Source organism: Acinetobacter sp. LCT-H3 (genome assembly GCF_001866125.1).
Taxonomy (GTDB): domain Bacteria; phylum Pseudomonadota; class Gammaproteobacteria; order Pseudomonadales; family Moraxellaceae; genus Acinetobacter; species Acinetobacter schindleri.
Window position 1 is genome coordinate 242,723 of sequence record NZ_MODX01000001.1, and the last position, 13,356, is coordinate 256,078.

10 protein-coding genes and 6 tRNA genes are annotated in these 13,356 nt (G+C 44.5%); 9 read left to right on the top strand and 7 right to left on the bottom strand.

Going from position 1 to position 13,356, the window contains the following annotated elements:
* Window positions 1–84: 84 nt before the first annotated feature.
* Entirely contained in the window at window positions 85–2,280 is a 2,196-nt protein-coding gene (locus tag BK820_RS01275; protein ID WP_071319859.1) for a TRAP transporter large permease subunit, read from the top strand.
* A gap of 47 nt (window positions 2,281–2,327) precedes the next feature.
* Here the strand turns inward: BK820_RS01275 and BK820_RS01280 are convergent, their stop codons facing one another.
* The 6 genes from BK820_RS01280 to rnr all read right to left on the bottom strand — a co-directional run bounded on the left by BK820_RS01280 (window position 2,328) and on the right by rnr (window position 9,120).
* Complete coding sequence (locus BK820_RS01280; protein WP_071319860.1) at window positions 2,328–3,215, bottom strand: DMT family transporter; 888 nt, start codon at window positions 3,213–3,215, stop codon at window positions 2,328–2,330.
* 56 nt (window positions 3,216–3,271) lie between these two features.
* Entirely contained in the window at window positions 3,272–3,703 is a 432-nt protein-coding gene (locus BK820_RS01285; protein ID WP_071319861.1) for a hypothetical protein, read from the bottom strand.
* A gap of 28 nt (window positions 3,704–3,731) precedes the next feature.
* A complete protein-coding gene (locus BK820_RS01290; protein WP_171260576.1) occupies window positions 3,732–3,932 on the bottom strand; it encodes a YheV family putative zinc ribbon protein in 201 nt (66 codons plus the stop codon).
* 40 nt (window positions 3,933–3,972) lie between these two features.
* Window positions 3,973–6,012, bottom strand: a complete 2,040-nt coding sequence (locus tag BK820_RS01295) for a M3 family metallopeptidase (RefSeq protein ID WP_071319863.1) — start codon at window positions 6,010–6,012, stop codon at window positions 3,973–3,975.
* A gap of 163 nt (window positions 6,013–6,175) precedes the next feature.
* A complete protein-coding gene (locus tag BK820_RS01300) occupies window positions 6,176–6,553 on the bottom strand; it encodes a hypothetical protein (RefSeq protein ID WP_071319864.1) in 378 nt (125 codons plus the stop codon).
* 119 nt (window positions 6,554–6,672) lie between these two features.
* Complete coding sequence (gene rnr, locus BK820_RS01305; protein ID WP_071319865.1) at window positions 6,673–9,120, bottom strand: ribonuclease R; 2,448 nt, start codon at window positions 9,118–9,120, stop codon at window positions 6,673–6,675.
* A gap of 262 nt (window positions 9,121–9,382) precedes the next feature.
* Here rnr and BK820_RS01310 point away from each other — a divergent pair.
* The 6 genes from BK820_RS01310 to BK820_RS01335 all read left to right on the top strand — a co-directional run bounded on the left by BK820_RS01310 (window position 9,383) and on the right by BK820_RS01335 (window position 10,561).
* Window positions 9,383–9,472 (top strand) — tRNA-Ser (locus tag BK820_RS01310).
* A gap of 16 nt (window positions 9,473–9,488) precedes the next feature.
* Window positions 9,489–9,565 (top strand) — tRNA-Arg (locus tag BK820_RS01315).
* A gap of 48 nt (window positions 9,566–9,613) precedes the next feature.
* Window positions 9,614–9,690: transfer RNA gene (locus BK820_RS01320), tRNA-Arg, on the top strand.
* Between the two features lie 296 nt (window positions 9,691–9,986).
* Window positions 9,987–10,063 (top strand) — tRNA-Arg (locus BK820_RS01325).
* A 48-nt stretch (window positions 10,064–10,111) separates the two neighbouring features.
* Window positions 10,112–10,188: transfer RNA gene (locus BK820_RS01330), tRNA-Arg, on the top strand.
* 296 nt (window positions 10,189–10,484) lie between these two features.
* A tRNA-Arg gene (locus tag BK820_RS01335) sits at window positions 10,485–10,561 on the top strand.
* A 101-nt stretch (window positions 10,562–10,662) separates the two neighbouring features.
* Here the strand turns inward: BK820_RS01335 and BK820_RS01340 are convergent.
* The gene (locus BK820_RS01340) at window positions 10,663–11,964 is read right to left on the bottom strand and encodes a hypothetical protein (RefSeq protein ID WP_071319866.1); all 1,302 of its coding nucleotides are present in this window, start codon (window positions 11,962–11,964) and stop codon (window positions 10,663–10,665) included.
* Between the two features lie 169 nt (window positions 11,965–12,133).
* On the opposite strand from BK820_RS01340, the gene BK820_RS01345 reads away from it, so the two are divergent.
* Window positions 12,134–12,631, top strand: a complete 498-nt coding sequence (locus BK820_RS01345; RefSeq protein WP_004809751.1) for a YcxB family protein — start codon at window positions 12,134–12,136, stop codon at window positions 12,629–12,631.
* A gap of 31 nt (window positions 12,632–12,662) precedes the next feature.
* Window positions 12,663–13,304 carry a fumarylacetoacetate hydrolase family protein gene (locus BK820_RS01350; RefSeq protein ID WP_048881834.1) on the top strand — a complete coding sequence of 214 codons (642 nt, stop codon included), beginning with the start codon at window positions 12,663–12,665 and terminating at the stop codon, window positions 13,302–13,304.
* Window positions 13,305–13,356: the final 52 nt, after the last annotated feature.

Sequence of the window (13,356 nt, forward strand, 5' to 3'; positions counted from 1 at the left end):
GGTCTGTAAATCGGACTTACAAGACAAAGGGAAAGGGAAGCCAAGTATGGTAGACATTCCCAGAGAATAACAATAGGAATACACATGCAAAATGATGCTGAAAACAGATCGGGACTAGGTCTGTTGCGTTATATCTGGACAGAATGGATCTCGACATTTGTCGTACTGGTCTTGCTGTTACTGACTCTTGTCATTGGTACGGGTGAAATGATCCATGGGCAATTGCTGCGCATGGGTGAACGGCTTTATGGCGACCCAGCTACGGGGATGCAGTATTCATTCCTACGTGCTGAACCAACCCGACCACAATGTGAACGGAACATCGATGTCGATAGCCGTGTCCAACAGCAAATGAAAGCTGATGCTGCCGATGAATATGCCGATTTCTTTGGAGTGCGCTCCGAGGCTGATGTACGTGCAGCAGTCATGCAGGCGCAACAGGTTTGTGAAGAGTCTCATGCTTTCTATACCCAGGCCATAAATCATATCAATGCTCATCCGAGTATTCGTGCTTACCGTAGCTTTGAAACCAGTTTCTTTGGTCTGTTCAAGTTTGGTGTGGAAAACCGTGCGTTGCTGCTGGTGATTATGGTGGTATTTGCTGCTATCAGTGCGACTCTAAAAACTCATCATATTGGCCTGCGTAGCCCAGCCACCAAAATTGATTTCCGGGTCTATACACTGGCTATGCTCGTCGCGAATGCTTTCCTGGCATTCTCCTCCTATAGCCAGTATCAGTCAGTACTGAACTCTGGCGTGGCCATGGGAGAGATGAAATATATCTATTGGCTGTGGATGATTCTGTTTAGCACCTTAACCCTGATCAGCCTGTTCCAGGTGATTAAGCTGCCGAAGCCTACCCGTGAAGGCGGCAGTTTTGGTCTGGCTTTCCTGAGCGTACCGCTGTATGCCTATATGGCCATCAGTACCGGGATTAACTTTACCTTCTTCATGGATTATCCAATGGGGCAAGGGATTTATCTAGGTCAGCTGGTCGAGTTCTCTAGCATCTTCCTGAACTTGGCGCTGTTTATCTGGGCTGGTATGTTGCTGAAACAGACTCGTGTCGTGGATATGTTCCTGAATATTCTGCGTCCATGGAATTTGGCACCGGAAACCCTGACCTGGTTAATCCTGCTGGCAGCAGCATTGCCAACCGCTTATACCGGCGCATCAGGGATCTTCGTCATTGCTGCTGGTGCGATTATCTATAAGGAAGTCTGGAATGCCGGCGGTCGCCGTCAGTTTGCCTTGGCAGCCACTGCCATGTCGGGTTCTCTGGGTGTCGTATTACGTCCATGTCTATTGATTGTGGTTGTAGCCTCATTAAATAAAGAAGTAACGACAGACTTGCTGTATCACTACGGTGTGTATGTATTCTTGCTGAGCTCGACGCTGTTCCTGGTAATTTCACTGTTTTTTGCTGAAAGCAAGTTCCGTATTGCCCCAGCAGGCGTAGCAGCACCACAATCAGGTCGTGCCTTCTTGGCTGTGATTCCATACATCGTGATCTTTGTACTGATCTGGATGTTCTACAAATATGCATTGTCGACCAATCTGAACGAGTTCACTGCACCAGTGATGATGCCAGTCATCCTGTTAATGATTGTACTGTATGACAAACTGCGCTATCAGCCTGCACCAATACCACCAGTAGGACATTGGGATGAAAGTCTTAATATGAATCTGAATGGGATTGGTGGTACAGCGGCACAGCCTGAATCGTCACCTGGTTCATCCTTACGTCAGTTCGGTTTCTGGAAATCCATGCATATTTCCAGCAGCGAAACAGTAGGGCATATCGGTGCACTGGTCATTTTGATGGCTTTGTCTGTCAGCGTTGGCGGTTTGCTGGAACGTCTAGAAATCATGGAAGCTTTCCCGACAGATATAAACAGCACGATTCTGGTCATTACCATGATTGTTGGTTTGATGATCTTTGTGGGCATGATCATGGATCCGTTCGGCGCCGTGATTCTGATTTCCGCAACGGTAGCACCCGTAGCGTACCAATATGGTATTCATCCGGTACATTTCTGGATGATCACCCTGATTGGCTTTGAACTAGGGTATGTGACGCCACCAGTAGCACTGAATCATCTGCTGGCCCGGCAGTCGATTGGCGATGCTGAAGTGGCAGAAGCAGATGCAGAGGTACGACATTTGTCCTTCTATTACCGCTATGAGCGTTGGATTCTACCAGTAATTGTATTACTGCCAGCAATGCTGATCATTGCCTATGTACCCTACCTGTTCAAGCTGTTCGGCTGGTATCACTAACATCGGATATTAAAAAAGCACCTACGGGTGCTTTTTTATTGCTACCTTTAAGAGGACGGATGATTTCGTTTAAAGTGGTTTTGTAATAAGGGGCTACACAGTAAAATGGCTGAGAAAATCAGGGCCAGTCCAAGCAGGCTCATAAGATCGGGGATTTCTTTCCAGAAGATATAGCCCCAAATTCCGGCAAAGATGATCGCCACATAGTTGACAGGTCCGATCTGTCCGGCAGGTGCCAGCTTGTAGGCATTGGACATCAAGATTTGGCTGATATTAGCCAAAACGCCTGCTGCAATCAGATAAGCCAGTTCAGTCAGATGATAAGGGCGCCAGTGCCAGAATATCGGAATCACTGAAACCAGTGTGCCAATAAAGCAAAAATAGAACACGATCCGTTCTGGTGGTTCAGTATCTGTTAGCGCACGTACAGTGACAAAAGCCATAGCCGCTAAAAAGCTGGCACTGAGTCCAATCACTGACATGAGATTAAACAGCCCCGAATCTGGCTTTGTTACACACAAGACACCAATAAATCCGATAGCAGCGGCAAGCAGCATCGCTTTGGTGATCTTTTCTTTTAAAAATAGCCAGGCAATGAAGGGAATGAAAATTGGAGAGGAATAGGTAAACACCATGGCATTAGACAGCTTGAGATGGGCAATGGCATAGAAGAAACCATACATTGCCATTAAACCCACCACAGAACGCCAGACATGCATCCATAACTTTTCAGTTTTAAAGAAACCAACACCTTTACTGAGCAGCAAAGGTAGGAATAACAACATACCCACCGCATTACGGAAAAATACGACGGTCGCGTTATCAACCGTATGTGAAGCATAACGAATACACACACCCATCATAGAGAACAGCAAAGCCGAGCAGGTGAGTAGAAGGATGGCTTTAATCAGATCAGAAGGGGGTGCGCTGGGCATAAGAAAGCATCGCTAGAAGATTGTGGAATATTCTAGCGAACTATTTTGATCAAAAATTATGAATTTTCTGCAAGTTGGGCTTCCTGTAGCTTGATCTGTTCTTCCTTCAGCCTGATCAGTTCATCGGCATCCTTGTGCTGAGCATCTAGCATGGCTTTTTGCTCATCTAGCTGTGACTGGATATCTTCCAGACGGGATATTTCCTCTTTGGCCAGTGCAGGATTTTCAGGTACTGGAGTTTTAATGAGATCGTCCTGTACCAATCGATTGGCAAGATTTGCTTCTGTTTCAATTGGAGCTACTTGAGCCGTTGCCTCAGTCTTAATAGGCTCTTGAGCAGGAGTAACTGTTACAGTTTCCTGTTCAGGTATTTCCTGAGATGAAGATGCACTAAACCACTGATAAGCAAATACCAGAATCACGACAGTAACTAAAGCCCCAATAATCCCCATTAAAAGTTTAGAACTATGCCTTTGCTCTACACTCATATGTTCAACCTTATTTATTTTTCTATACTTAACGCGGTTTAAACTGAATCACACCCACTTCATCAGGTACAGCATGAACTTCAGGTTGCTCAACGTGGGTTGGACGGTTTTCCTCATAGCCACATTCAATACACTCAATCCATTCATTCTCGCCGGAGGTCAGCATGACAATCCGATCCATCGCCTGACATTTTGGACATTTAGCACCTGCAATGAAACGACGCTTGATGGTCATCATACTCACCTGTTGATTAATTTAAACCGTTAGTTTAAGCATTTTTTACCGTATTCGTCCAACCTTGATGACGGAGTAGGGCATCAATTTTCGGCTCACGACCCCGGAAGTTTACGAAAGCATCTAATGCAGTGTCTTTCCCACCAACTGCCAGAATGTTCTTGCGGAACGCATGACCCGTATCAGTATTGAAAATACCTTCTGTTTCAAAACGGTCAAAGGCATCACTGGCCAGTACTTCTGCCCATTTGTAAGAATAATATCCGGCAGCATAGCCACCTGCAAAGATATGGCTAAAGCTATGCTGGAAACGGTTATACGGTGTCGTTGGCAACACGGCATATTTGTCTCGGATCTCATTCAAGGTCGCCTGAACCTGTTCAGCGTTCAGCGCTGGATTGGCACGATGAATGGTCAGATCGAACAGGGCAAACTCGAGTTGACGCAAGGTTTGCATGCCTGACTGGAAGAAACGGGCATCTAGCAGGGCTTTCAGCAGATCTGCTGGTAGGACTTCTTTGGTTTCTATATGCTCGCTGAGCAGATTTAGACTGTCCTGATCCCAGGCCCAGAATTCCATGAACTGACTTGGTAACTCAACTGCATCCCAAGCCACACCATGTGTACCAGCAACAGAGATATTGTCTACTTCAGTCAGCATATGATGCAGACCATGACCAAACTCATGGAACAGGGTAATCACTTCATCATGGCTTAGCAGGGCAGGTTTGTCGCCGACCGGTGGGGTAAAGTTGCCAACCATATAACAGATGGGCTTTTGTACGCCGTCATGGGTACGCATGCGAGAGCGGAAACCACTCATCCATGCACCACCACGTTTACCTTGACGGGCATACAGGTCAAAGTAGAAACCACCGATGACTTCACCCTGATCTTCCAGTTCAAAATAATGTGCATCCGGATGCCAAAGCGGAGCTTCACGTTCGATGACCTGAATGCCATACAGACGGTTCACAATGCTGAATAGACCTTGAATTACTTTTGGGGTCGGAAAATAAGGTTTCAGTGCTTCCTGTGATAGATTGAACTGCTGCATTTTCAGCTTTTCAGAATAATAACTGCTGTCCCAAGGTTGCAGCTCGGTAATACCATCTTCTGCTGCAATTGCTTTCAGCTCGGCAATCTCTTTTTCAGCAGGCGCACGCGCATGCTCAGCCAGATCACGTAAAAACTCATCTACAGCGTCAACACTTGGTGCCATTTTGCTGGCCAGTGAATATTCAGCATAGTTGTTAAAGCCGAGGAGTACAGCCATTTCCTGACGCAGACTCAGGATTTCTTCCATCACAGCTGTATTGTCAAATTCAGACTTGTCGGACTGATCTGATGCACGTGTGGTATAGGCCTTATAGATTTCCTCACGCAGACTGCGGTTTTCTGAATGGGTCATAATGGCTAAATAGGACGGGAAATCTAGAGTGGCTACGGGCTGATCCAGTTCATGCTGTTTGCCATACTGTTTGAGCAGTTCAATATTACTTGCCGATAAGCCTGCTAGTTCATCCTCATTTAATGGTCTGAAGTAGGCTTGAGTCGCATCCAATACATGATTGGAAAAATCTGAAGATAGCTGAGATAAACGTGCGGAAATTTCTGCATAACGTTTTTTCGCTTCACCTTCTAGCGCTACGCCCGAAAGTTTGAAGTCGCGCAGTGCTAATTTAATCGCGCTTTGCTGTGCTGTAGGCAGGTCAGTAAATACCGGCGCATCATGCACATGCTGATAAGTTTGATACAGGGCCGTATGTTGGCCGAGTTGGGTATAGTATTCACTTAAGCCCGGTAATAAGGCTTGATAAACTTCACGCGTTTCCGCATTGTTTTTCACGGCATTGAGATGCGAGAGAATGCCCCAAGCCTCACTCATATTATTTTCAAGTGTGTCGACATGTTCCAAAATGGCAAGCTGTTCCTGAGCTGAATCCGGTGTTTCGGTAAGTTCATTCAGGAATTTTTGACCTTCAGCAATACAGCTTTCAATCTTTTGTTTCAGTTCTGCTAGCGTAATCTGATCAAATTGTGGAACAGGCAAAGTTGCCTTTTCTAAAGTCATGTCGGTCTGCCGATTTATTTCCTATGTTAAATCTAGATGTAGGGCTTATTGGCAAGGAAATCAAGGTGAAACTGGTATTTATTATTTGAATATTGAGAGAAAGAAATTTTCTATGAAAATTATTAAAAAAGCCTATAAATATAAAATTATAGGCTATTAAATTTTAACAGTCAGGATCTACAATGTAGCTTGTTTGATTAAATTTTTGCCATGCGCCTGTAGCAGCACCATCGACTACTAAAATAGAAATAATACCCCAGTCAATAAATAAACCTAGAAGCGTAGTAGGATCAAAAGTTTTCTGAGGGATTACTGTTGTTGTTTTGCAGCCATTTTTTTCAGCTTTTAGTACATAATTTTCTTTCTTTTTAAAAGTATAAACGGCGTTATTTTTCCCCATATATTCTTCATTCACATAAAGTTTAGCTTCGGCATCATTACTGCGAATATTTACAGTTTGACTTGACCCATTAAACATAGTTGCACACCCTGCGCTGAAGAGAAATGATGCAGCTAGAATAGGTGTTAGAATTTTTTTCATTTGTTACCCCTTTTAAAAACGTTAAAAAATATCTTTTCCAATAATTTAGTCAAGCTGTTTAGATTTAGGTCTATAGAAAATAAAAAAGAGCGCCGTAGCGCTCTTTTTAACTGTGAAAATTATTCACCCTTTGGCTTTGCATTGGATTTTTTCTTTTTCACTTTGGCCTTTTTCTTTACTTTACCTTTATCCTTTGTTTCAGGCTTTCCTGCAGATTTTTTAGCAGGCTTTTTGCTGTAGGAACTGGGTTTTCCTTTGTCTTTTTTGCGTCGTATGGGTTGTTCTCCATCTGTATTATCTTTGGCTTTGGATTCGCGTTCATGTTTGCCAAAGACTTGTTCAGTCGCTTCCGGACGGACTAAAGGCTTTTTCTCTGCGACACGGGGGGCACGGGCGCGGATTTGACGGCCAGCATGAGTTAACTGTTGTACCAGTTCAAAGTCAATCTTACGTTCTTCCAGATTTACCCCGGCAACCTTGATCTTGACTTCATCCCCCAGACCGAAGATTTGTCCACGGTTCTGACCGACCAGGCTTTGGCTGCTTTGATCAAAGACAAAGAAATCATCACCGAGCTGGCTGACATGTACCATGCCATCTACATAGAGATCTTTTAGGGTAACAAACAGACCAAATTCTGCAGTCGCACTGATAATGCCAACAAATTCTTCACCCAGATGCTGCTGCATGTAGTGACATTTCAACCAGGTGGTTACAGAACGTGAAGCTTCATCAGCACGACGTTCAGTTGAAGAGAAATGCTCACCGGCATCATCCAGTGATGCACCCGAAATCGGATATGGTTTTTGTGCCAACTGTGCTTTAATCGCCCGATGTAACAACAGGTCAGGGTAGCGGCGGATCGGCGAGGTGAAATGCGTATAAGCATCATATGCCAGACCGAAGTGACCATCGTTCTTCGCGCCGTAGTAGGCCTGCATCATTGAGCGTAACAGGACTGCATGAATACTTGGGGCATCAATACGGTCTTTGGTCGCTTCAATCACTTCCTGATAATCTTTCTGGGTGGGTTGTTCCGGGAATTTCAGACCGAGTAGCTTGACGAAGTCACGTACTTTCTGAATACGGGAAAACTCTGGTGGCTGATGCACACGGTACAGCATTGGAATTTCATTTTTCAGCGCATATTCAGCCGCCGCTACGTTGGCGAGCAACATGCACTCTTCAATCAGCTTATGCGCATCATTACGGGTGCGTGGCAGAATTTCTTGAATACCACCCAGCTCATCGAAAGTCATATAGGTTTCGACAGTTTCGAATTCCATTGCATGACGATCCGCACGCAATTCTTTCAGCACCTGATACAGCTGGAATAGTGTATTCAGTGATTTGCGTACATCACGATCTTCAGTAATCGCGTTACTGTCACCGTCAAAATACTGTGCAACCTGGTTATAGGTCAGACGCGCTTTGGAATGCATCACAGAAGGGTAGAACTCAAAACTGGTCACACGGCCTGCACGTGACAGTTTTAAGTCGCAGACCATACAGAGACGGTCAACATTCGGGTTTAAGGAACATAAGCCATTGGAGAGTGCTTCAGGCAGCATCGGCAAGACATAATGCGGGAAGTAAACCGATGTACCACGTTCCTGAGCTTCGTCATCCAGTGGCTTGCCAACACGGACATAATGGCTCACATCTGCAATTGCCACGACAACACGATAACCACCGCCAGGACGTTTTTCTGCATACACCGCATCATCGAAGTCGCGGGCATCTTCACCATCAATGGTGACTAAAGCCAGGTCACGCAGGTCAATACGACCTTCTCGATCCTTAGCATTTGGTTCTTTAAAACTTTCTGCTTCTTTGATGACTTCATCAGGGAATTCGTAAGGCAGACCATATTCCAGAATGGTTTGTGGAATGATGATTTCCGTATCTGCTTTATCTGCCATTGACTGGATAATATGCGCAGTCGCAAATTCTTCTTTGGTTGGGTAAGTATCAATCGCAACACGAATCGAATCACCAACTTTAACCTGAGCATGTTCAATCAGTTCTTTTTCTAGGGTGATGGGCTGATGCGCATTCGGACTGGCAGGTTGTACGAAATATTCACCTTCATGCTGGCAGACTTTACCAATAACCTGTTTGACACGATGTTGTACCACTTCAGTAATAAAACCCCAGGCCTTACCTTTGCGGTCGACTGAAGTTTGGCGGACTTTAACGCGGTCACCATTAAAGACCTGGCGCAATTCACGCTCGGGCAGTAACAGATCATCCTGACCGGAAATATTGGCTGTACCCATGCCTTTAGAATTGATATACACCGTGGCTTCATATTCCGGTTGTTCAGTAGCAATCTGGAATTTATAACCATCTTTCATTAACTGGCCATCACGCACCATGGCAATCAGGCGGTGACTCAGGGCATCAATACTTTTTTGATCTGCAATTTCAAAATGTTCCACCAGGTCGGCATGCGACTGGGCATTATTCTTTTCTATGGTTTCTAAAATTAGCGTGCGACTTGGGATAGGGTTGTCATAACGTTCAGCTTCAGCTTTTGCTTCAGGATCGACCCAATTTTTCATCATGTCTTTAAATTTTCCTAGGAGATGGGATTAGCATAAGACATGTGCGCTCAGACTGCACGTAAATGATTGCAATAATCTGTTTAAGTTTCCGTTTTTCGGCGGATTTTCGACTATTGGTTAAAAAGCGGAGCTTTTTCGCGCAATAAGTGTAGAAAAACAGATGAATTGTTTAAAAAGTATTTAATCGAGCAAAAAACTGCACTTTTTTTTAAAGCTTTGCTTGCAGTGCTATGCCGAAATTTGTATTATGGCGGCACGTTACGGTGAGATGGGTGAGTGGCTGAAACCACGTCCCTGCTAAGGACGCATACGGGTAACTGTATCGAGGGTTCGAATCCCTCTCTCACCGCCACGCTTACTTATGTCGCGCGCTCATAGCTCAGCTGGATAGAGCACTTGGCTACGAACTAAGGGGTCGGGAGTTCGAATCTCTCTGAGCGCACCAAGTAAGTTAAGCAGAAAAACGTATTGCCAACCTAGGCACACAAGTTACGCGCTCATAGCTCAGCTGGATAGAGCACTTGGCTACGAACTAAGGGGTCGGGAGTTCGAATCTCTCTGAGCGCACCAACTTGAACAATCAACCGCACATGTTGCGGTTTTTTTGTGCCTGAAATTTTCTGGAATTAGGCTCAAATGCCAGCGCTTAATTTTCGCTATGCCGCTATGAATCTGATAGCTAAACTAGCTTAAGGTCGAAAGCTGATACGCTATTAATTGCTTTTAAATATAAATCTGCAGGAAAATTCACCTATAAAACCTGAATTTAACCATATCGTTTATTTACTGTACGTTCGGTTGGGTTTTTATTAAAAAAGACTTAACAAGTTTAGAAAAACATATATAATGCACCCCATCAAGACGTCGCGCTCATAGCTCAGCTGGATAGAGCACTTGGCTACGAACTAAGGGGTCGGGAGTTCGAATCTCTCTGAGCGCACCAAGTTAGTTAAGCAGAAAAACGTATTGCCAACCTAGGCACACAAGTTACGCGCTCATAGCTCAGCTGGATAGAGCACTTGGCTACGAACTAAGGGGTCGGGAGTTCGAATCTCTCTGAGCGCACCAACTTGAACAATCAACCGCACATGTTGCGGTTTTTTTGTGCCTGAAATTTTCTGGAATTAGGCTCAAATGCCAGCGCTTAATTTTCGCTATGCCGCTATGAATCTGATAGCTAAACTAGCTTAAGGTCGAAAGCTGATACGCTATTAATTGCTTTTAAATATAAATCTGCAGGAAAATTCACCTATAAAACCTGAATTTAACCATATCGTTTATTTACTGTACGTTCGGTTGGGTTTTTATTAAAAAAGACTTAACAAGTTTAGAAAAACATATATAATGCACCCCATCAAGACGTCGCGCTCATAGCTCAGCTGGATAGAGCACTTGGCTACGAACTAAGGGGTCGGGAGTTCGAATCTCTCTGAGCGCACCAATCTTGATAAGAATTCTCAAAAAAACCGCACATTGATGCGGTTTTTTTACGTCTGTAGTTTTTGATTTATAGATATAAAAAAACAATAATTGCTTTTAAATTTACTTCAGTTTTTGCTGTACTTTAAGTGCATAGACCGTATTTGCTCCAACTACTGGCAGAATATCGTGATAAGGCATACTGCGCATGGCACGTAATAAAAATGGGGCCTGATCATGAATCTTCATACTGCTGGTCATTTGAAATAAAGTGCCATGAGCTTGTGGCAGCAGTTTCATTCCTGCCTTTACAAATTTTAAATCTCCGCCAATCGCATCAAACTGGCTTTGCAAAGGTGAGGGCTGTTGATAACGAAGCTTGAAATCGAATGGAATCTGGATCACTCCCAACCCAACCGATACCTTATAGTTAGCATCCATCTGCTGACGATTCACTGGATTGAGTTCCACTTTACGAATCTGTCGTGGGAATAATTGCTGACTGGCATCAGCTGCAAGCCAAGGCTGCAGTTTCTGAACCGGTTGTGGATAATAATGAAAACTGCTACTAAAACGCATGTTTTCTGAGGCTTGACCATATTTGAGCTGACGTGCAGGCAGAATAAAGCTGACAGGCTGGGCAGACTGCTGACTCAGTTGAGTGATCTTCTGAATTTGCCCGGCATTAAAATGTACTTGCGGGATCTGGCTTGCAGATAATGGAATGCTCGACTGGAATTTAAAACGTTGCTGTAAAGCTTCAGGCAGGAACGCATTGGTACCAGCAGGAATACCCAGTTTAGCTTCAGGTAAGGCATTTAAAATTTTGCTAAACAGAAAGCCTTTCGGCTGATTTAAGTCGCCCCATTGCGTCACGGTGACCAAAGTTTTATTTGCTCCAAGTGCAAACCATTCCAGCCGTCCAGCACCATAAGGAATCGGGGCATCCACAATTAAAGTTTCAATACTGTTTTCTGACACATGATGCTGCATCACCACATTTTCCTTGAAATTCAGTACTGGAATGGGCGTAGGAATATGTACCTGATAACGCACCTGCTGGATGTGTCCGCGGGACTCCAGAATCTGAGCAGACTTGAGCGCTGGAAACAGGCCGGCATAGCCCTGATAATTTAAAAGATGTTTTTTAACCTGAGCCTCAGGAATCGGTAATACCACCGCACTGCTATAAAATTGCACACTTTGAGCAGCTGCCTGCTTAAAGGTTGGAAGCTGTAAGGATTGTCGAGGATGTGCATAGATGAATAGTCGGTCACCGGTCAAATCCGCTAGCTGCTGTGGACTACCGGAAAAGACATCGATACTGCTCGGAAGTGCCGGCGACCAGGGAATAATTTTCGCCCAGCTGAAAGGAATATAAGTCGTGCAGAGGCAAAGAAGCAGACACGATTTTAGTGATTTCATACAACGTCCTGTTGTGCATTTTATTATTCTGATACTTGTGGATTAAAAACGATTTTTATAACCAACGGAAGCAAAGATATGTAATTCATTTCCGAACATTTTGCTAATGGGGATAGCAGTGAATTTGATATAGTATGAGCCAAGGATTTTTATATTTTGATGTGATGCTATGACTGAGTCAGCACCGACTTTATCGACCCGCTATTTTCTGACTTTAGAAGAATCTCAGGATGGATTTGCTTTGGCCACTTTTGGCAAAAAGCAGATCAGCCGATTTCTGACTCCTTTGGTGAGTGTCGGGATCATCATCTGGGGCTTTTCTATGGGCTTTGATGGGGTAGGGCGTTATTACGTGGCACTGGGTGCATTCTTTCTGCTTTTACAGGGCATCATGCGTTACTGGTTCCTGCCGATGATGTTCAAACGCCAGTTTGTAAAATACCAGTTCGGCAAGAGCGAGCAGGGTATTGACCTGTATCAGGACCATGCTGAAATCTTCCATAATGGCCGCAACAAGATCGTGCATTACAGTGAAGTGCAAAACTTTGCCAAAGGCAAGCTGACCTATATGCTGGAACTTAAAAATCGTACTGTGGTGATCGTACCTAAACGCGCCTTTGCCGATGCCACCGAACAAAGCATTTTCGAACGTACTTTCAAGAAATAATTTCAATATTTAAAAGGGAAAATAGTCAATCATGAGTACACGTCCATCCAAGATCGTTTGTGTCGGCCGCAGTTATGCAGATCATGCCAAAGAGCTGGGTAATGCCATTCCGGATCGACCGGTCCTGTTTATCAAGCCACCAAGTGCATTAGGCGATCTGGATGCAGGAATTGAATGGAATCGTGATCTGGGCAGCTGTCATTATGAATGTGAGCTGAGCCTGCGTATTGACCGTACCCTGAAAAATGAAACTGATCCTGCAAAAGCTTTAGAAGCAGTGGGTGCTGTGACTTTGGGTCTGGATCTGACTTTACGTGATTTGCAGGATGACCTTAAGAAAAAAGGCCAGCCATGGGAACGTGCCAAGGCTTACGATGGCGCTTGCCTGCTCTCTGACTGGGTGTCAGTTGAAGACGTAGTAAATGACTGGAAAGATGTACACTATACGCTGCATGTAAATGATGCACTGCGTCAGAAAGGCGATACTGCTTTACTGATCTTTGATGTGGGAACATTGCTGGCAGATATCAGTCAGGTATTTACCCTAGAAGAAGGGGATGTGGTAATGACTGGTACACCAGCGGGTGTAGCAGCATTGCACTCCGGTGAACAGCTGAAAATGACCTTAAAGGGTAAAAACCAGGAATATATCTGGACCACCTTTGTGAAATAAGCTGAGTCTTGCGTGGAAATAAGGGAGTCGAAAGGCTCCTTTATTTTTATTT

What these genes read in the sequence shown, in the direction of transcription:
- BK820_RS01345 (WP_004809751.1), top strand. Translation starts at nt 12,134, where the DNA reads ATGACTGAGTCAGCACCGACTTTATCGACCCGCTATTTTCTGACTTTA.
- BK820_RS01275 (WP_071319859.1), top strand. Translation starts at nt 85, where the DNA reads ATGCAAAATGATGCTGAAAACAGATCGGGACTAGGTCTGTTGCGTTAT.
- rnr (WP_071319865.1), bottom strand. Translation starts at nt 9,120, where the DNA reads ATGATGAAAAATTGGGTCGATCCTGAAGCAAAAGCTGAAGCTGAACGT.
- BK820_RS01350 (WP_048881834.1), top strand. Translation starts at nt 12,663, where the DNA reads ATGAGTACACGTCCATCCAAGATCGTTTGTGTCGGCCGCAGTTATGCA.
- BK820_RS01285 (WP_071319861.1), bottom strand. Translation starts at nt 3,703, where the DNA reads ATGAGTGTAGAGCAAAGGCATAGTTCTAAACTTTTAATGGGGATTATT.
- BK820_RS01340 (WP_071319866.1), bottom strand. Translation starts at nt 11,964, where the DNA reads ATGAAATCACTAAAATCGTGTCTGCTTCTTTGCCTCTGCACGACTTAT.
- BK820_RS01295 (WP_071319863.1), bottom strand. Translation starts at nt 6,012, where the DNA reads ATGACTTTAGAAAAGGCAACTTTGCCTGTTCCACAATTTGATCAGATT.
- BK820_RS01300 (WP_071319864.1), bottom strand. Translation starts at nt 6,553, where the DNA reads ATGAAAAAAATTCTAACACCTATTCTAGCTGCATCATTTCTCTTCAGC.
- BK820_RS01280 (WP_071319860.1), bottom strand. Translation starts at nt 3,215, where the DNA reads ATGCCCAGCGCACCCCCTTCTGATCTGATTAAAGCCATCCTTCTACTC.